This window comes from uncultured Treponema sp. (assembly GCF_946187725.1).
GTDB lineage: Bacteria > Spirochaetota > Spirochaetia > Treponematales > Treponemataceae > Treponema_D.
Map to the genome: position 1 here is coordinate 1 of NZ_CAMHSK010000013.1, position 19,397 is coordinate 19,397.

At 43.9% G+C, this 19,397-nt stretch carries 17 protein-coding genes and 2 tRNA genes; 8 read left to right on the forward strand and 11 right to left on the reverse strand.

The window, feature by feature from the left end:
• Positions 1–19 precede the first annotated feature (19 nt).
• The 3 genes from Q0Q74_RS06865 (at position 20) to fusA (ending at position 2,443) form a co-directional block, all read left to right on the forward strand.
• A tRNA-Lys gene (locus tag Q0Q74_RS06865) sits at positions 20–92 on the forward strand.
• 23 nt (positions 93–115) lie between these two features.
• Positions 116–188 (forward strand) — tRNA-Lys (locus tag Q0Q74_RS06870).
• Between the two features lie 194 nt (positions 189–382).
• On the forward strand, positions 383–2,443 hold the full coding sequence (gene fusA, locus Q0Q74_RS06875; RefSeq protein WP_294429589.1) for an elongation factor G: 2,061 nt from the start codon (positions 383–385) through the stop codon (positions 2,441–2,443).
• 8 nt (positions 2,444–2,451) lie between these two features.
• Here the strand turns inward: fusA and earP are convergent, their stop codons facing one another.
• From earP to Q0Q74_RS06900, 5 genes are read right to left on the reverse strand one after another with little or no spacing between them, the layout of a single operon-like run.
• Entirely contained in the window at positions 2,452–3,696 is a 1,245-nt protein-coding gene (earP, locus tag Q0Q74_RS06880) for an elongation factor P maturation arginine rhamnosyltransferase EarP (protein WP_294429590.1), read from the reverse strand.
• Positions 3,697–3,700: 4 nt separating this feature from the next.
• Positions 3,701–5,935: a lipase family protein gene (locus tag Q0Q74_RS06885; RefSeq protein ID WP_294429591.1), complete on the reverse strand. Its 2,235-nt coding sequence runs from the start codon at positions 5,933–5,935 to the stop codon at positions 3,701–3,703.
• On the reverse strand, positions 5,913–7,268 hold the full coding sequence (locus Q0Q74_RS06890) for a trypsin-like peptidase domain-containing protein (RefSeq protein WP_294429592.1): 1,356 nt from the start codon (positions 7,266–7,268) through the stop codon (positions 5,913–5,915). Before Q0Q74_RS06890 ends, Q0Q74_RS06885 begins: the two co-directional genes overlap by 23 nt.
• On the reverse strand, positions 7,265–7,810 hold the full coding sequence (locus Q0Q74_RS06895) for a PEGA domain-containing protein (protein ID WP_294429593.1): 546 nt from the start codon (positions 7,808–7,810) through the stop codon (positions 7,265–7,267). The genes Q0Q74_RS06890 and Q0Q74_RS06895 overlap by 4 nt, the downstream gene beginning before the upstream one ends.
• A 30-nt stretch (positions 7,811–7,840) precedes the next feature.
• Entirely contained in the window at positions 7,841–8,551 is a 711-nt protein-coding gene (locus Q0Q74_RS06900) for a RadC family protein (protein WP_294429594.1), read from the reverse strand.
• A gap of 91 nt (positions 8,552–8,642) precedes the next feature.
• On the opposite strand from Q0Q74_RS06900, the gene Q0Q74_RS06905 reads away from it, so the two are divergent.
• Complete coding sequence (locus Q0Q74_RS06905; protein ID WP_294429595.1) at positions 8,643–9,230, forward strand: glucosaminidase domain-containing protein; 588 nt, start codon at positions 8,643–8,645, stop codon at positions 9,228–9,230.
• A 128-nt stretch (positions 9,231–9,358) separates the two neighbouring features.
• Here Q0Q74_RS06905 and pyrH read toward each other — a convergent pair whose 3' ends face one another.
• The 5 genes from pyrH to cysS all read right to left on the reverse strand — a co-directional run bounded on the left by pyrH (position 9,359) and on the right by cysS (position 14,901).
• A complete protein-coding gene (pyrH, locus tag Q0Q74_RS06910) occupies positions 9,359–10,054 on the reverse strand; it encodes a UMP kinase (protein WP_294429596.1) in 696 nt (231 codons plus the stop codon).
• Positions 10,055–10,190: 136 nt separating this feature from the next.
• Positions 10,191–11,933: a transglutaminase domain-containing protein gene (locus tag Q0Q74_RS06915; RefSeq protein WP_294429597.1), complete on the reverse strand. Its 1,743-nt coding sequence runs from the start codon at positions 11,931–11,933 to the stop codon at positions 10,191–10,193.
• A 6-nt stretch (positions 11,934–11,939) separates the two neighbouring features.
• The gene (locus tag Q0Q74_RS06920) at positions 11,940–12,746 is read right to left on the reverse strand and encodes a hypothetical protein (RefSeq protein WP_294429598.1); all 807 of its coding nucleotides are present in this window, start codon (positions 12,744–12,746) and stop codon (positions 11,940–11,942) included.
• On the reverse strand, positions 12,730–13,278 hold the full coding sequence (locus Q0Q74_RS06925; RefSeq protein WP_294429599.1) for an RNA polymerase sigma factor: 549 nt from the start codon (positions 13,276–13,278) through the stop codon (positions 12,730–12,732). Before Q0Q74_RS06925 ends, Q0Q74_RS06920 begins: the two co-directional genes overlap by 17 nt.
• Before the next feature lie 66 nt (positions 13,279–13,344).
• Positions 13,345–14,901, reverse strand: a complete 1,557-nt coding sequence (gene cysS, locus Q0Q74_RS06930; protein ID WP_294429600.1) for a cysteine--tRNA ligase — start codon at positions 14,899–14,901, stop codon at positions 13,345–13,347.
• Between the two features lie 37 nt (positions 14,902–14,938).
• On the opposite strand from cysS, the gene murB reads away from it, so the two are divergent.
• The 4 genes from murB (at position 14,939) to Q0Q74_RS06950 (ending at position 18,228) form a co-directional block, all read left to right on the forward strand.
• Positions 14,939–15,910: a UDP-N-acetylmuramate dehydrogenase gene (gene murB, locus Q0Q74_RS06935; RefSeq protein ID WP_294429602.1), complete on the forward strand. Its 972-nt coding sequence runs from the start codon at positions 14,939–14,941 to the stop codon at positions 15,908–15,910.
• Positions 15,911–16,006: 96 nt separating this feature from the next.
• Positions 16,007–17,209: a cyclic nucleotide-binding domain-containing protein gene (locus Q0Q74_RS06940; protein WP_294429603.1), complete on the forward strand. Its 1,203-nt coding sequence runs from the start codon at positions 16,007–16,009 to the stop codon at positions 17,207–17,209.
• Positions 17,209–17,736, forward strand: coding sequence for a hypothetical protein (locus tag Q0Q74_RS06945; RefSeq protein ID WP_294429606.1), 528 nt, complete (start codon positions 17,209–17,211; stop codon positions 17,734–17,736). The genes Q0Q74_RS06940 and Q0Q74_RS06945 overlap by 1 nt, the downstream gene beginning before the upstream one ends.
• Before the next feature lie 45 nt (positions 17,737–17,781).
• A complete protein-coding gene (locus Q0Q74_RS06950) occupies positions 17,782–18,228 on the forward strand; it encodes a DUF192 domain-containing protein (protein WP_294429607.1) in 447 nt (148 codons plus the stop codon).
• On the opposite strand, the gene Q0Q74_RS06955 is transcribed toward Q0Q74_RS06950, so the two are convergent.
• Complete coding sequence (locus Q0Q74_RS06955; protein WP_294429608.1) at positions 18,225–19,370, reverse strand: tetratricopeptide repeat protein; 1,146 nt, start codon at positions 19,368–19,370, stop codon at positions 18,225–18,227. The genes Q0Q74_RS06950 and Q0Q74_RS06955 overlap by 4 nt on opposite strands.
• Positions 19,371–19,397 lie beyond the last annotated feature (27 nt).

Genomic DNA, 19,397 nt, shown 5'->3' on the forward strand with positions numbered 1-19,397 from the left:
CATTCAGCAATGAACACATGGGCTATTAGCTCAGTAGGTAGAGCACCGCCCTTTTAAGGCGGCTGTCGATGGTTCGAATCCATCATAGCTCATTAAAGTTTCATGTGTTGAAGTTGGGCTATTAGCTCAGTAGGTAGAGCACCGCCCTTTTAAGGCGGCTGTCGATGGTTCGAATCCATCATAGCTCACATTTAAGGAACATCAGCTCGATGTTCCTTTTTTTTTGACTTTAGAGATTATTTGACGCGGATTTTCGCTGATAAACGCAGATAAAGTTATTATTCTGGGGGCGATTTTCGTTTAATTTGATAGCTTTCAGCTGAGATACTTATAATCTGTGTCCATCTGCGTTCATCTGCGTCTAAAAATTGTGAGGCGAATTATGGCACTTAACTTACAGAAAATGCGCAATATCGGAATCATGGCGCATATTGATGCTGGAAAAACAACCACAACTGAACGAATTCTTTATTATACTGGTAAAATTCACCGTATCGGCGAAATTGATGACGGTGCGGCTACAATGGACTTCATGAAGCAGGAACAGGAGCGCGGTATTACAATCGCTTCAGCTGCAATCACGACTGACTGGAAAGGCTATACAATCAACATCATCGACACTCCGGGACATGTTGACTTTACTGCCGAAGTTGAGCGAAGCCTTCGCGTTCTTGACGGTGCCGTTGCCGTAATCTGTGCTGTAGACGGCGTTCAGCCGCAGACCGAAACTGTCTGGAAACAGGCTGATGAATTCTCTGTTCCTCGACTCTGCTTTGTCAACAAAATGGACCGAATCGGTGCGGATTTCTTCTATTCAATTAACGATGTAAAACAGAAATTTGGCGTTAATACACTCGCACTTCAGGTTCCGATGGGGCAGGGCGAAGATTTTGAAGGCGTAATCGACCTTCTCACAATGAAAGAAATTCGCTGGAATCCTGATGATGAAGGTGAAACTTTCACTGAATCAGATATTTCTGATAAATACAAGGATTTAGCTGAAGAATGGCGGGCAAAGCTCGTTGATGAAGTTGCTTCAAACGATGATGAGCTTGGAATGATTTATCTCGAAGGTGGTGAAATCACCAATGAGCAGCTCAAGGCTGTAATCCGCCGTGGCACGATTGACCGCACTTTTGTTCCGTGTTTGTGTGGTTCTGCTCGCCGCAACAAGGGGGTTCAGCCTTTGATTGATGCCGTAATCGATTATCTTCCGTGTCCGACTGATGTTCCGGCCGCAAAAGGCCTTCATGTTAAAAAAGACCGTGAAGAAGAAGTTGAAATCCCATGCGATGAAAAGAAAATGCCTCTCGGTCTCGTGTTCAAAATTCAGCAGGACCGCGAGATGGGCGCTCTCGCATTCGTTCGTGTTTATTCTGGAAAATTCACAGCCGGAAGTCAGGCACTCAATGTTGGAAAGAAAAAGCGTGAGCGAATCAACCGAATCTTGCGCGTAAACGCAAATCACATGGAGCAGATGGATTCTGTTTCAGCAGGTGACATTGCTGTTTTCGTTGGTCTCAAAATCTCTCAGACAGGCGACACTTTGGGAAGCGAAGGAATGCCGATTCTTCTTGAAAGCCTTAAATTCCCTGAGCCGGTAATTTCAATCGCAATTGAGCCGGAGACTTTGAGCGACAAAGACAAGCTTGTTGATACACTTGCAATCATGAGCCGCGAGGATCCAACCTTTACGAGCCATGAAGATGCCGAAACTGGCCAGCTTATCATCAGTGGTATGGGTGAGCTTCACCTTGATGTTCTCGTTACCCGCATGAAGGACGATTTCGGCGTAAAGGCAAATGTCGGTGCTCCACAGGTAACTTACCGTGAATCGGTCACAAACGAAGCCGAAGTTTCTTCAACATGGGAAAAGAACCTTGCTGGAAAAGACAATACTGCCGGTCTTACAATCAAAATTCGTCAGAACGAGCAGGGCGTTGGAAACACTTATTCTTGCGATGTGCATGACGCAAATATTCCTGATGAGATTTACGATGCAATCAAAAACGGAATCGAAAATTCCTTTGCTTCTGGTATCAAATACGGATATCCTTGTGCTGATGTCGGCGTTACTGTCACAAAAATCGATTACAATGAGCTTACGGGCACACCATTTGCATTCACGGCCTGTGCAGCACAGGTTTTTGACGAGGCGGCAAACAAGGCTGTTCCGCAGATTCTTGAGCCAGTGATGAATGTTGATATTTCTTGTCCGCTTGAGTTCGTTGGTGACGCAATCAGCCAGATTACGCAGCGTGGCGGTATGATTCAGGGGCAGGATTCAAAGGCAAGCGGTGAAATCGTTCACTGTATCGCACCTATGGCAAAGATGTTCGGCTTCTCAACAAATCTGCGTTCTGTAACACAGGGAAGAGCAAGCTTCTCAATGGAGTTCGCTCACTTTCAGGTTAAGCAGGGCGGTTTGGATTCCGCATACTAAGCCTGAGATTATAAACTGTCGATGAAGGCCAGAAGATGTTCTGCTAGATTTCCGTTCTTGTGGAGTTTTTGGGAAAATCTTCTGAAGCCTTCGGTGTTTTTTTGATTTCTGCTTGAAATCAGCATTTTGGTGAGGGAGTCTGAATCTGTCGGATTTTCATAGTCGTTATAGCTTTGCCAGAATGATTTGATTTCACGGAAATCATTTTCTGAAAAATAGCTTTCCATCTGGTCAAGAAGTGCATTTACTTTCACCAGCTGATAATTTTCATCCTGTTTGTAGGCCTGCCATATATAAGGGAGGCCTGAAAGGGCCGCTCTTGCAAGCGAATCTTCTCCACGGACAAAAAGAAAATCCATCTGATTTATGAAAAAATCGAATTCTTCTTGCTGTAAAAATGGAATCTTTTCAATTTTGAACGGCGAGTTGATTTTTTTCCATGCGTTTTCGAATGGAATTGAAGATTTTCCGTCAGCGACAAATACGGTGACCGAAAAATCTTGTTCTGTTTCGCAAATTGTTTCCTGAAATTGAGAGATGCCTTGTACGACTGCTGTACAGTCATCTTCATAGGCAAAGAAGAAAATGTTGAAAGACGACGGGCTAGCGATTGGAGCACCGCCGGAAGGCGTTCCGGAGTGAGCAGCGCGAACGGAGGAATGGAGCGAAAGCGGAAGTGCGGAAAGCGCGGCGGCTTTAGCCGAAGCCCCCGGATTTTTAGCGTCAAATGAGGGCACTTCATTAATCACAAGGCCGCCCGTTTTTTCGGTGAATCCAGGCATGAAAAAGCGCTTCTTTATGTTTGCTTTTCGGGTTCCGGATTTGAGAAGATGAAAGTCCTCGGCGTAATCTTCGGCGGTGAGATAATCAATGTTCAGAATTTGAACCGTTTCGGTAAAATCGTCGGAAAAAAGAAGGTTTTCAAGCCAGTCAGGCCGCCCGCATTGGAAGCATTCAAGGATAATGGAAAACGGAAAGTTGGAAGGGGTGAGCAGGTCGGCGTTGCGTTTCGTTTTTAAATTCCAGTCGATGATTTTCCAGGTTGAATTTTTGTACTTGAAATCCTGAATTTGCTTATTTGGGTCAATCGCGCTGGCCATTTTGTGAAAGCTTTCGAGATTGCTCACCACGAGCGTGAGTTCGAGTTCTGGGCGCAAATCGCTGAGTGAGCGTGCGAGTCTGTAAACTACTCCGATGTCGCCGAAATTGTCAACGACTTTGCATAGAATCATGATTTTATTGTTGTTTTGCATGATTTTAGAACCTCGCTCCGATTTGAATTGCCGGCTGCAAAGAGAGCTTTTCGTTCAGCCTGATTTTTGAGAAATACGATTTTCGTGCGGAGGTCGAAAAGGCTGTGTCGTTGAAACCGTCGATGTTCATGTCAAAAACAACTCCTGCAAAGTAGTGTGCTCGTCTGAGCGGTTTGTAGGCCAATGTGAACCGTGCCTGCGGAACTATGTCAAAAACTTTTTTGTCCTCGTCATTTTTTGTCCACAGATAGCGGGCGAAGAGTTCAGAATCGAACAGAACCCGGCCGTAAAGGATGTGCTGGTGACCGATTCCGCTTGCCAGTCCGTATGATTTTGTTGAGCGAAGTTCGCCAAGGACTGTGCCGTAGAATACCGGTGCGCCGATTCGTGCTCCCATGGCAAAGGTGCTTCCGAAAGTCGCTTCGATTTCAGGCTGAATTCGGAATTTGAAATTGTCGTTCAGTTTGTATTTTTTTACGAGTGGTTTTGCTTCTTTACGGGAAAGTTTTTCGAAAGTGAGCTGATTTTCTTCGAGAGTTGACTTTCCGGCTGAAAATTTGACAGAAAGATTTGTGTGCGGGTAAAAATGCGATTTTTCACTTCGTTCCAGAAGTGTTCCGGCTGCGTCATAGTGTTCGATTTTATAGCCGACGATTGTTGGAATCAGGCTGTCTTTGTGCACGATGATATTGAGGTTTTTGTTTCCGGGGAAACCGAGCACATTCTTGTAGGGAAGCGGCATTATTCCGACTGGCGGAGTGATTGTGAAGATTTCCGGCATTCCGTTGACGATTCGTGCAAGCATATTGCCGTCATCATCATAAATTGCGCAGTCAAGCGCTCCGTCAATGACAATCTGGGAGCTTCCGAGACTTGCGAAAATCTCGTTTTCTTCGAGTGCGAGCATCCATGAAAGATATGCTTCACAGGCGTGCATATCAACGGCGGCATTAAGAGCATAGTCAAAGCCGTTGTCGGTGTGGTTGTTCACATAGCTTTGTATCGGTCTCAAAACGAATGGAAGCTGCATGGCTTCAGCTTTTTCTTCGGATTCGGCAGATTCTGCTGATTGCTGCGAGCTTTCTGATGCGGTGATGCCTTGGGCTTGGGAATCTTCTTCTGAGATAATATTTTCACTTTTTGGCTCGCTTCTGAAGGCAAGTTTGAGTGCTGTCGCTGAGATAAAATGAAGGCCGAATCTGTAGTAGGTTTTTACATCCGGGGTGTAGCCCGTGAGAATCCTTGAGGCCTGCGACTGAAAGAAAGGGCCGCTTTTGAACGGTGCATATTCGCGGAGAAGCAATTTTTTATAATATTTGTTCATCCTTGGAAGGTAGTCGTTCAGGTAAGTTTCTGGATCGCTGTTCCAATAGTTGGCGATAACCCTTGTATTGCCGAATTTCTTCCAATTCCATTTGTTCCTGTTTGGCGGCACGGTTGGAACGGCATCTTCTGCATTCACGATGTTCCAGATGAATTTGTACTCGTCGTTTTGGGTTCTGTCTTCCTGGCTGACATTCGGACTTGCGAAAGTATAGACGAACATTTTGTCGCTCGTGATTACTTTGTCATCATAGAAAATTGAACCGAGCAGGTTTGCGATTGCGGCTCCACGGGAATGCCCTGAAATCAGGAAATAGGAGTCGCTTTTGGAAATTGCATTGTCTTGAAGGAATTTGTAAAAATCCTGTTTGATTATCTCGCAGGTGGAAAGGAAACCCTCGTGTACCTTGATGTCCTTTTTGGTTGAATCGCTGATGTTCAGGTTTGAAAGCCATTCGTTTGCGCTGAGCGGAGTGCCCCTTATGATGAGAAATACGAGCTTTTTTGTGCCTGATGGTGTCTGTATATCCTTGAACGCAAAGCTGTAGGCCGCCTGGTTGTTCTGGTTCATCGGGTGATTGTAGTCCAGATTGTAGTTCCAGTAGATGTTGCTTTCGTTGAAGCCTAAAAGGCGATAGCTTTTGAGCAGTTCGTTTGTGTTCGGCCGTTCATCTGCGTGGACATATGCAATTGTTGAAAATATTGCTGCCAGGCGTGCGATTTTGTGGTTGTAGACTTTTGGATTTGCATTGATAAAGTTGTTGTCATCCCAATCCATTTCAATTGGAACCGGTTTTTTTGAGGCAACCATAAGTCCATGCATTGGAAAAATTATTGGTTTTGCATGGACTTGAACAGGCATGGCCTGAATTGCCGCAAGCAGGAAGATAATTCTAGAGAGTTTCGCTTTGGACATTTTCATGGCTTTGCTGAGAGTCTTTTCCGTCGAGTGTTACTTTAAGCTTTTTGTATTCATTGTTTCTAAAGACAGTTACTGTAACTGTGTCGCCCGGTCGTTTTGCTTCAAGGGCACTTGTGTAGTCTGCATAAGTGCGTACAGAAATATTGTCGATTCCTGTGATGATGTCGCCGCCGAGATAGATTGTTGTGGGATTAAAGCGGCTGCCGTACTGAACCTGCTCTGTGCCGCCCAAAATGCCTGATTTTTCGGTTGAAGAGCCGCGTTCGACAGAGCTTACGAGAATGCCTGTATTGATTGAAAGACCTGCGTAGCGGGCAATTGATGAAGTCATCTGAACAGGGGTGATTTTGAGAATTCCACGGTTGACTTTGCGGTATTTGATTAAATCGTCCACGACCCGGCGGGCTGTGCTGACAGGAACTGCAAATCCGACGCCTGCAGAACTTCCTGAATTTGAGATAATCATTGTGTTGATGCCGACCATTTTGCCGTTTGTGTCGAGAAGGGGACCGCCTGAATTTCCTGGGTTGATTGCCGCGTCAGTCTGAATCATGTTTCTGATTATGACATTCTTGCTTTCCTGAATCGGACGGCCCAATCCGGAAATGATTCCAGTGGTCATCGTTCGCTCTAAGGCAAAAGGGTTTCCGATAGCAATTACTTTCTGTCCGACTTTGAGGTTGTTTGAATCCCCGAAATCAATTGTTTTGAGCGTAACATTGTCTGGCGGATTGAATTTGATTACGGCAATATCGCTTTCTGCGTCTTTGCCGATGACTGTTCCTTCGTATGAAGTGCCGTCATGCAGCGAAATATTGATTTTGCTTGCATTTGAGATTACATGAACATTCGTGACGACATAGCCTCTTTTGTCAATGATTGAGCCTGAACCTGAACCGCCTTCCTGAACGACAGGCTCCAGAAACCAGTTGATTCCCATGACCTGTGTGGTGATGTTCACGACCGCTTCATTGCATTTTTCATAGACGAATATGTTTTGCTGTTCATCCTGAGTGTAAGCTGAATCGTATGATTTTGCGACTGTAACAGGCTTTTCTTCAATAAAACGGCTTGAATTGCCGGAAACAGTGCTTGTTTTTGCCAGAGATGAAACTTCTCCGCTCATAAACATGTTTTTTTCAGAAACTGATAAGGTGTCTTCGGATTCTGAAACTTCGCTTTTTCCTGATTCTGAAGAGGTCCCGCTATTTTCCTGTGATTTAGTGTTCAAAGAAAAATAGGCGGTTGAAGCCAGTGCGATTACGACACCGGCAAGCACTCCCAGAAGGGAAGATTTTACGAGCTGTGAGCGGGAGTAGAGTTTCATTTTGCATCTCCGACTGAAGTATCTTCTGCCGTAGTTGAAGTGGTTTCTGATGCAGGAGCTGTGCTCTGCTCTGAAGCTTCTGATGCTTCTGATGCTTTATTCTTTCTTTCTGCAGCGGCTTCTTTTTCAGCCTGCTTTTTCAAGGTTTCTTCTGTTGGTTCGAGTTCAATGTAGAAAGTTCTTGCCTTTCCGCGCTGAATGTAAATGAAATTTTCTTTTGGAAGATAGCCTTTGCATTCAACATGGAGAAGATAGAATCCCTCTACAAGATTCTGAATGTTGAGCGGTGTTTTTCCCTGCAAGTTTCCGTTGAGATAGATAGTGCTTTTTTTGACATTTGTTTTGATTGTAGCTTTTGTGCGCGATGAATCAATGTCAGCAATTTCTTCTGGTTCAAGCAGAGGAATATATTCGAATGCTTCCGATGATTCGCTTCCCGGTGCTTCCTGCTCAAGACCATAGTCTTTAGTATTCTGAGCGAAAGCTGGTGAGAACGAAGCGATTGAAATTAGACCTAAGATAAAAAATTTTGTATATTTCATATCTATAATGATAACGCATAAATCATAATCTTACAATAAATCATAGAGCTTCTCTTCTTCTAAAATTCCTTTTTCCAGAAAACTGAAATAGCCTGTCCTGCAGATTATTATGTGGTCGAGCATGGTGATTCCAAGCAGTTCTGCCGCCTGATAGATTCTTAATGTCGTTTTTATGTCCGCGTCTGATGGGGTCGGATTCCCGTTCGGATGGTTGTGGCTTATCACGATTGCCGAAGCATGTTCCTTTATCGCTTCGGAAAAGACTTCAATCGGGCGGATTATGGCCATGTTGTTCGAGCCTGTACAAATCACTCTTATAGAAATGATTTCTCTTGCGCCGTTCAGGGTGACGCAAAGGAAGTGCTCTTGTTTTTGCATTGCGTAGCTCTGTATGTAGGGAATTATGTCGGCGGGCGAAGACAGGCTTATCTGCGGATTCCTGTTTATCCGTTTTCCGAATTCAAGGGCCGCCGCAATCATGAGCGCCTTGCTCTTTCCCATCCCGTTGATTTTCATCAGATTGTCCACGAGGTTGTCGCTGTTTGATGACATGACTATGCCCAGCACCTGTCTGGCAAGTTCTTTTATCGGAGTCTGTTTTGTGCCGCTCCCCAAAATCAGCATTATAAGTTCCTCGTCGCTTGGAAAACTCAGTCCATGCTGTATTGTAAGCTCCCGGATTTCAATTCTGTTTTCGTCTGAAAGTTTTTCCAAATCAGGAAATTTTACCGTTTTGTTCATTTTTTTTTCTCCTGACTATATATAGCAAAAGAAAAGTAAGTTTCGGCAATCTCTGACGAAAAAAGTTCTAAAAAAATCCGATAATTTATGCATGAAACGATTATTGTATAAAATTTCACTGATTTTACTTGCTTTTGCTTTCTTTTCTTGCATGACTTTGCCAGAAAAAGAAAAATGTTCTGACGAGCTTTTGGGAAAAGGACTAAAGGATTCAAAACAGCTTACCGCGTTTTTTATGAATCACAAGCCAGGTTTTCCTGACAGGAATAAAGTAGAGCGTCTTGCCCGATTGTATGTGAAAGAAGCTGCTATTGAAGGAATCAATTCGGATGTTGCTTTTGTGCAGATGTGTCATGAAACGGGCTTTCTTGGATTCGGGAATCTTGTTTTGCCGGAAATGAATAATTTCTGCGGACTTGGCGCAATGGATGCAGAACATCCCGGATTGTATTTTGAAAGTGAAGAAATCGGTGTGCGTGCACATATTCAGCATCTTCAGGCATACGCTACCACTGCAGAAGTTGAACTGAAACAGGAATGTGTTGACCCTCGCTACAGCTGGCCGCATAAGACAAAATTTGCCCGCACAGTACATGACCTTGCTGGACACTGGGCCACCGACCCAGAGTATGGAACAAAACTGGAAAACTTGCTAAGAGAATTAGAAATGACTAATTAAAAATTAGAAATGAGTAATTAGAAATGAGTAATTAGTAATGAGTAATTAGTAATGAGTAATTATGGAAGCGGGACGAGGAAGCGATAGCGACCAATGTCCCGTTGTAATTTTTAATTGCACATTGCTAATTATTTTATTGTAGTGCCGACATATTCCTTGTTGTCGAGGATGGCACGAATGTTTTCGATATTTTTGCCGCCCGCACAGATTACTTTGAGACCCATGCTTTCGGCCTTTTTGCTTGCAATCGGATCGAAAGGACAGTTTTTGCCAGGAACCCACTCATCACCGACCATTTTTCTGAAATCAGCCCATGAAATTTCATCAAGTGGTTTTGCGTCAGGATTTTTTCTTGGGTCGTCTGTGTAAACCTTTTCGATATTGCTCAAGTTTACTACCGTGTCAGCATTGAATTTTTCAGCAAGAAGAACGGCATCGTTATCTGTTGAGAAACCTGGTTTCCAGCCTGCTGCCACAAGGATTTTTCCTGTGAATTCCAATGGGGCTGTCGGATCTGTGACAACGGCTTCTTTACACAAGTCTTCGAAGCTTGCCTTTACGAACTGCGCATTAAGGCGTGTTGCCATGATTCCAATCCAGTCAGCTGCATCTCCGCCAGCGTTTTCTGGAGTTCCTGTGACTGCACGGAAGGCTTTCTGATAAATGCGAGCAGGACCGCCGCCACCGACAACAAGAATCAGACGGTCTTCAGGATTTTTTGCTAAAAAATCTTTTACCATGGCAACAAAGCGTGAAACGAATTCAGTGTCTGGATATTCCGGGGCAACAATTGACCCGCCGACAGATAAAACTTTTGTGTTCATAAATTCCTCCATGCAGAAAACAGGGATTTTAAGGGGCAGAGCCCCTTAGGCGAGAGGGTAGGGCGCAACGAAGTGCGACCGTAGGGGGAGACTTCCCCCTTACAATTCCTGACTCCTGATTCCGCGTTTCTAATTATTAATATAAACCCAGTACAACGGGAGCGTTCCAGAGGGAGCTGTAGTTAACTTTTCCTTCACTGGATTCTTCCCAGATTGACTGCAGGGCATACGATTTTGGACGATAGACAATTTTACTGTTTTGAGAAATTGTCTGCTTGATTTCATTCCAGCCTTTTGAGAACGCAATATGCTGTGAATCAAGGTTGCCGAAATAAAATTCTGCTGTATTTTCTACCGGTCTGAACGATTTGTATTTCATGCCGGCTCCAAGGGCTGTATCAACAGGAATCCAGCCAAATCCTTCTATATAAAACTCTGTCCACCAGTGATTCTGTGTCTTCATGTCAGAATCAACGAGAATACCGGCCAGTGGTTCAGCGGGAATTGACAGCGAGCGGAGAAGGCTTGTGTAAAAAATCGCGAAATCATAGGCGTCACCCTTTTTGCTTTTGATTAAGTCCATTGGAGATGCTTCTGGTTTGCGCGGCGAATCCGTCAATTTGTAGTTTTCAAGAAGATATTTGTAGATGAGTTTTGCCTGCCGGTAAGGATTCTGCTCCTTTCCGACGATTTCTTTTGCAAATGCGACAAGGTTTTCATCATTGCTTTTAATCAATGAATCCGCCATGACCGATTTTTTATACAGAACTCTGGACTTTGTTGCCTGAGAGTAGGGCTTTACGGCTTTTTCGTTGATTTGAGTCTGAACGGAATATGCCGAAACAACGAAATTGTGGTTGAAACGAATTTTTTCGCTTTTTGAACTTGCTTTCTGTAGCTCAATCTGATGAATTACAGTGTTTTTATAATCTTGAATAACTGCATCTGGAGAACATTCCGTAAGTTCGACCATTGGCTGCCATGAAGTAACAATCGGGCGTGGAAATCTGAGCGTAATGTTCGTGCCGTTTTTTGTATCGAGGGAATCGATGTCGGCGTTCAGCTGAAGGATATAAGTTTTTCGTGATTTGTAGGATTTCGTTCCTGCCGCGAGTTTTATTTCTTCGCTTACAGAATTGCTTTTGCCTTTTTCGGTTTCGACAAAAACATTTCCGGTGGCAGCTCCATCCGGGACTCTGACGCGGATTTCTGAATCGCTCCAGAATTCGTAGTCAAAATCACTTTCGCTCGCCGGAATTACGCTGAAGTCAAAATCAGCCGTCAATTCGCCCTGACCGCTGCCCAAAGAAGAATTTTCGGCATTCGCGGTGAATACAACTTTGCTTGCGCCTCGTGCCGTTCCAAAATCTGAACCGCTGATTGTAATCAATGTGCCGTAACTTGCAGTTGATGGTGTGATAGAGTTGATTACAGGCTGTGTTGTTTTTGTGTTCTGCTGAACTGCAACAGGAATGCCTGCTTCGTTTGCAAAAAATCCCGGTTTTGACTTGCCTGACTGAGTGACGACAATGACAAGCCCGTCCTGAACATTTGCCGGAAGAACCAGTTTTATCAGATTTTCTGTCCAGTTGACATAACCGCTTGCTGTGATTCTGTTTCCGCCGATTTCAACATAATTTGTGCCACGGACGGAACCAAAATTGGAGCCTCTGATTACCATTGTGTCGCCTGCGGTTCCTACGACCGGAATCACAGAGTCAATCGTCGGAATTTTTTTTGACTTAACCGTTGCTACTGAAATAACTGCGAGTGCAATGGCGACTATAAGAATGTACAAAAGCGTACGAAAAAAAGAATATTTTCTGAAAAGAAGAGAAAATATGTTTTTGATTTTTGGACTGTCGTTTTTCTGAGACAATGAAAATTACTCCTGCTGATTATTCATCATCTCAAGATTATTGTCGATTTCGTGGAAATTTGGAATAGGAATCGTGATGGATGATGAAGAAAAATCAGGAATAAACGGGTCTACGGCAGTAAGTTTTTCCCTGAAACGCTGGCCGATTGCAGAATGAGGCAAGAAGCCGCGCTTTCCACCGTAATTTGACGCAAGACTTGTTGCGTAAACGGTCTTCTGTTCGACTGTCTGTACAGTTGAAGAAGAAGCTTCGGTTACAGTCTGTTTTGTGCTGTCAGGAACTTTTGCAGAACCTACTGCGAGCCCTTTTGGATTTATGTTTCCGTCAACTACAACTTCGGTTTTTGCGATTGGCTCAATGCTCTTTTCTTTCATGATAGAAATTGCCGCAACAGCCGTTTCTTTTGCAGAATTAAGTGAATTGTAGTGAATTGGAACGAATACGACTGCAAATACTGCCGCAGCCGCCATGAAACTGGCCGCATATTTTGCGAATGGAGTTATAAATGATGAAGACTCTGAATTTGAAGTGCGTGCGAAAGAGATGTTTTTGGCATAACGCATTTTTGTCTGCAAGCGTTCAAAACTTTCTTCCAAAAAAGTGCCTGCGGAATCAGAGGACGGCTCACGGATTTTTTTTGTAATGGACTCGGAATCTTCCCTGAAAATTTCATGCAGCTTTTGCATTTTTTCGAGGTCAGCTTTACCGCTTTCATTCTGAGAAATGAGCTGTTCGTATTGAGAAACAAAATTCTCCGGCATTTCACCATCGATGTAAACAGAGTGCAAATCTTTTTCAAGAGATGTAGACATCATCAGCCTCCAATATCTTTTCAAGCTGCTCACGCGCACGGAACATGCGGATTTTTACATTGCCTTCTGTTATGCCGAGCACCTTGCCGATTTCCTTGTAGTTGAGGTCTCCGTATTCGCGAAGAATCAGGACTTCACGCAAGCCCTTGGGGAGTTTGTTCAAGGCTTCGAGTGCGATTCGCTTAGCGTCTTCTTTGAGCAGGTTTGTGTCTGCGCTTTCGGAAGATTTTTTGCTTTCGTAGAGGACTTTGTGATAGGCCTTTGCCTCACGGGTTTTACGCTTTGCATAATTGAGACTCGCGTTCTTTACGACACGGATGAGCCAGAATTTTGCATCGTCAAGGCTTGGAAAGACCATTTTCTTTTCGCTCGCCTTGATGTAAGAGTCGTGGACAAGGTCTTCTGCAACTTCCTCATCATTTACAACACGCCACGCTACCCGGTAGAGCAGTGCGAATGTCTCGTTGTAAATCGCCCTGAAATCAGCCGGATCACTAGCTGCATATGTTCTATGAATCTGTTCAACCGGCATTTTCCCTTCCTCGCCTTATTAACAATGATGATGTCGTTAAGTTACAAAATTCTTATTTTTTTTAGACTATCCGCGTTTCCATGTCGGGCCTTGCGGAGTATCGATAATCGTGATTCCGCGGGCTGCCAAATCATTTCGGATCTGGTCGGCTTTTGCGAAGTCTTTTGCTTTTTTGGCGGCAGTTCTCTCTGCTACAAGTGCAGTGATTTCTGCTGCTTCCGGGTCTCCTGCGTGGTCGTCAAGATGAGCGTTTGCTTCTTCAGCCTGTTTTTCTGCGAGTTTTATTGCGTTTTCAATGACTGAAAGCGAAATCACTTTGTCCATTTTGAAAATGTCTGCAAGAGCCTCGCTTGCCTTTTGATTTTTGCCGTTAGAGGCCTTCTGCAATGCTGAGAGAGCAACTGGAGTTGCCAGGTCATTTTCAAGACCTTCGCGGAATCGCTTGAGATTTTCACTTTCTTCTATAGAAGAGGCTATCTTGCTGAGAATTCCTTCATAGTTTTCTTTTGTAAGCTCGATTTTCTCTTCTTCTTTTGCTTTTTTGACGAGTTTTGCCACTCGTTCGTTCAAAGCCGCACGGCCATTCTTTGCAGATTCAAGTGCGTCCATTGAGAAAATGAGCGGCTTTCTGTAGTGACCGCCGAGCAGGAAGAAACGGTAGTCGAGAGGTGCATATCCCTTGCTTGTGAGAGAAAAGCCTTTTTCTGCCGGCAAATCTGTTTGCAGCGTAATGAAGTGACCCGAAGATTTGCTCATTTTGCCGCCTTCGAGAATCAAAAATTCATTATGCATCCAGTATTTTACCCACGGACCTTTTGCGCGTTCTGCCTCATCAAAACTTCCCTCGCTCTGTGCGATTTCGTTTGTGTGGTGAACCGGAACATGGTCGATTCCACCGGTGTGAATATCAATGTGCTTGCCGAGATACTTCATGCTCATTGCAGAACACTCGATGTGCCAGCCCGGATAACCGCGACCCCATGGAGAATCCCAGGTCATTGCCTGATTTTCGAACTTAGATTTTGTGAACCAAAGCACGAAATCGCCTGGGTTTCGTTTGTTTTCATCGATTACGACTTCCTTTCGCTTTCCTTTACCTGCTATGAGTTTTGAAAGGTCGAGGTTAGCAAGTTTTCCGTAATCAGCATAAGTTGAAATGTCATAGTAGAGGTTGCCGCCAGCCATGTAAGTGTGACCGTTTGCCTCAAGCTGCTTGATGAGCTCAATCATCTCGCTGATATGCTCGGTGGCCTTACAGATTACATCCGGGTGGCGGATATTGAGGGCATCGATGTCCTTCATGAACGCATCTGTGTAATATTTTGCGACCTCAAGGACGCTCTGGTGTCGCTCTTCGGCAGTTTTGACCATTTTGTCGTCACCATCGTCTGAATCGCCAGTGAGGTGGCCAACATCGGTGATGTTCATTACATGCTTGATGTCGTATCCAAGGTAAGAAAGTGTTTTGTCGAGGATGTCAAGGAATACATACGCACGGAGATTGCCGATATGCGCATAATTGTAAACAGTCGGACCGCAGCCATAAAAACCGACATGTCCAGCCTGAATCGGCTCAAATTCCTGCATCGTGCGTCCCATTGTATTGAAAAGTCGTAAAGCCATATTTCTAAAATTCCTATTTCTTTCTATAATATTCTTAATGAAAACTATAGACCAAATCGCACAATTTTTCAATGAGAGTGAAGATTTTACCGGCAGCGTAAAGCAGAACGAAAATCTTTCGAAGCATACCACGATGAATGTCGGCGGAACGGCCAGAATTTTCCTTGAGCCGGAGAATGAAGAGAGCCTTATTTTTGCGATAAAAGCGTTAGACGCGGATGTACGCGGAGACTCGCAGATAAAGAGTTTTTTTGTTTTGGGTGGCGGCTCGAATGTGATAATCAGCGACAACGGTCTTGATGCGGTGATTTCTACCCGCAAGATAAATTCCATAAGTTTTTTTAACGCGGATAAACACGGATGCACGCAGATTTGTGTTTCGGCTGGCTCATCGTGGGGCAGCGTGCTTTCTTTTTGCAAGAAGAATAATCTTGGCGGATTTGAGGCTTTTACGGGGCTCAGCGGAACTGTTGGTGGCGCGCTTTTTATGAACGCGACCTGCTTCGGACTCAGTGCGTGCGATAATTTGATTAGCGTGCGATATTTTGATTTGAATGACGGAAAGATTCATGAATACGAGAAAGTTGATTCCGACTGGGGCTACAAGAAATCCCCGTTCCAATTGCTAACTGCTCATTGCTCATTGCTAATTTCTAAAGTAATCCTTTCCGCAAAATTTTCTGTCAAAAACGGGTTCGATTCCGAAAAATCTGAAAAATGTATGAGCGACCGCAGGGAAAAGGGGCATTTTCGCGCACCAAGTTCGGGTTCGGCCTTCAAAAATGACGCGGCTCACGGAATCATTGCGGGCAAAGTGATTGACGAATGCGGCTTAAAAGGTTTCGCAGTTGGCGGGGCGCAGATTGCGCCGTGGCACGGGAATTTTATTGTCAATCCTGAGCGCAAAGCAACTGCTTCTGATATAAAAAAACTTTCCGATGAGGTTAAAAAAATCGTTTTGGAAAAAACAGGAATCGTTCTGGAAAATGAAATTCTGTTTGTTTCTTAGCGAAGATTTGTGAAGCAAGATTTTTGATTTGCCGATATAAAAATAGAGACAATTTTTAGTTTTTTCGTTATAATGTTTAGAAGGCGGATATAAAAAGTGCTTCAATTATCATTTGTTAACTTCAAGAAAGACACTTATGTTTTGGTCGAGGGTAAAGAAAACCCAGACCGCTTTTATATTATTCAGAGTGGGCATGTAAAACTCAGCCATCAAAACGATGTTCCCGGAACTCAGCCTGTTGTTCTTGGCCCCGGTGACTTTGTTGGTGTCATTTCATGTATGGCTCGCCGTGCGCAGATTGAAACCTGTGTCGCCATTTCTGATGTCGTCTGCATTGCCGTTCAGCGTGAACAGTATATCGAACTTATCGAAAAAAACACTGCTGTTGCTCTAAAAATCATCCGAACTTTTGCAAACCGAATGCGTATTGTCAATGAAAAGCTCATGCAGCAGACTCAGAGCGCCACTTCCAGGGATGATTACGAACAGCTTTATAATGTCGGCTATTATTTTGACACTCAGAATCAGTACGACATTGCATTTTTTGCTTATTATCAATACATCAAAATGAAAAAGACGGGCGAAAATGCTCAGAAAGCGCTCAAACGAATTGCCGTCCTCAAACCAAAAGTAAATGCGCCCTATATCGAGCCAAGTCAGGACTTAATCCGTAAATATCCGCGCGGTTCAATGGTTTTCTCTGAAGCGCAGAACGGACCGGACATGTTCATCATCAAGGCTGGCTCAATAAAAATTTCCAAGGTCGTTGACGGCACTGAAATCACTCTGGCCATGCTTAAACCGGGTGATATGTTCGGAGAAATGGCTCTTCTTGAGCGAAAACCGCGTTCTGCAAACGCAATTGCCACCGAAGACTGCGTTCTCATGTCAATTAACATGCAGAACTTCAATCAGATGGTTTCTACTCAGGCTCAAATGGTTGACCGCCTCACGACCACTCTTTCAGAAAGGCTCTGGTCTATGCAGCGTCAGCTTGCCAATACTCTTCTTCAGGCAAATCCAGTTGCCCAGATGACTGATATGCTTGCACTTCAGCTTGAAAAAATGCGTATCAATGTAGGCAAAGGCTCTCAGTTTATGAGTAATTTTACTCCGGAAGACATTGCCACTATGTGTGGTCTGCCAAAGAGCACTCAGTCTCTTTATTTGGCTAAATTCATGACGACCCCGGTTGTAAAAGTCGAAAAAGGCAGAATTCTCATTCCTGATACGATGGAACTCATCAAACAGGCAGAATTCTATCGTAATCAGCTTGCAAGGCAGAGTCAGAATCAGTAATGAAAAAGATTTTATTCAGTTTTTTTGCTTTTTTTCTCTGTCTGAATGCTTTTTCCCTTCCAAACGGATATTCTTCTGCAAAACTTGGAATGAATATCGATGATTTAAAGAAGGCCCTCAAAAATGACTTTCAGTTTGGCTATCGTGGTGACCGCGATGTTTCGCTCTCTCCTTCAGACGGCCAGTTTTTGATTGAAACAGATGGTTCTCAGAGCGGCTATTCGTTTTTGGAGAGATGCTGGTTTCAGTTTGCCGAAGAAAAACTTTACATCATTACGCTTAATCTTGACCGCACCAAAGTTGACCATTATTCCGTCTTTTCAAAGCTTTGCGAAAAATATGGCAATCCTGATGAACTTTCTCCCAAAAAATCAGTCTGGCGTGACGGAAATGTAATCATGTCTCTTGAAAAACCTCTCACCCTCAAATATGTTGACGCAAAGGCTTTTGACAGCAAAAAGAATTCCTCAAATGTTGAAAAAACAACTGTTGAAAAGGCAAAAGACGACTTTTTGGATTCGCTGTAGAACGCTTTGCACAGTTAACTTCAAATGAACACAGAGTTGAATTTTATGATTCGAAAATCCTTAATTTTATCACTTTTTATTTCATGTATCCTGCTTTTTTCTTGTGCGGCAAAGTCAAAGTTGCCGGTTAAAAAACTCATTCTGATAAATTCTGATGGTCAGGAAGTCGCTGTCAAAGCTGAAATCGCATCGACTTTTGAAGAAAGGCGTAACGGCTTTATGTTCAGGCAGAAAATCCCTGATGGAACAGGAATGCTTTTTATCTTTGAGGAAGAGCAGATTCTTGATTTTTGGATGAAAAACACGCCTCATCCGCTTTCAATTGCCTATATCGATAAAAACGGTAAAATTCGTGATATTCTGGACATGACACCGTACAGCCTTGCGAATGTCACAAGCAGCACTGAAGTTCTTTATGCACTTGAAGTTCCGCAAGGCTGGTACGAAAAAGTGAATGTCAAAGTCGGGGACAGATTGCGCTTAGATTTTTAAACATCCAGTTTGCTTAGTTCAAGAGCGGCGATTTTGTCATCCGGATCGATTTCAAGCACGGTCTGGAAATAGCCTGCCGCAAGCGACGGGTTTCCTTCTTTGAGTGCCAGATAGCCCAAATTTGAGATGATTTTTGTGTTTTCGCTGTCTTTGACTAATGCCTTTTCGAGAAGTTTTTTGGCGCCTTTAAGGTCACCGCTTTCGAGCAGACAGATTGAAAGCTCATTGTAAGTGTCACTTGTGTCACCGCCATCAAGAGTGAGAGCCTTTTCAAATGCCATCTTTGCTTCTTCGAAACGGCCTAGCTTTCTCATTCCCCAGCCAAGCATGAACCATGCGTTCCAGACATTCGGGTTCTTTTCAATGAATTTTCGGATTTCTTCAAGACCTTTTTCTTCTTCACCCCTGTTAATCAGGTCGTATGCTGCCTTGAAATGGTCGTCATCCATGTTGCGATTTGCGATATTATCAAGAATCTCCTGGGCACGGTTCTTTTTGTAGATTCCGTTTTCGCCTAAATCTTCGTCTTTAAGGTCACAAGTGAGTGCAAGATAGGTTTCGAAAATGTCTTTTGCTTCTTTATAGTTATGCTGCTTTAAATAGAAGAAACCTGCATTGAAAAAAGCATCTGGGAGTGCCGGTTCTGCATCAAGAGCTTCCCTGTAATAATTTGCAGCATCTTCATCATAGGCATCTGCGTCTTCGTGCAGGCCTGAGCGTCTGTAGGAATCAGCCCGCTGATCAAAGAAAAGCGCCATATTGAGGGTGATTGTCATGTCCTCTGGGTCAAAACCTCTTAGAGCACGGAAAATTTCTTCAGCAAGTTCAAAATCTTCGTTTTTTGCTTTAAGAATAGCTGCTTCGCCGAGTTCCTTTTTGAGGTTCGGTCGTGCATGCTTTAAAATCGAGCGGTAATAGAGAATATGCTCATTCCTGCTGTCGTAGGCCATGATTGTGAGTAAGCCTGCAAGAATCTGCTCTTCTGTAAGCGAAGCCATGTCAAAAGTTCCCGGCGCATCACTGTCTTTTTTTTGCACCGGAAGCGGAATCGTGGTGTCGAGATGAAAAGCTTTGTCAGAAAGAGAAAAACCTTCCGGGATGTTGATAAAATAAACTGAGTCCAATGGAGAGATTGGGGTCATAAAGTCTCCTGTAAAAAGTGAGTGTTG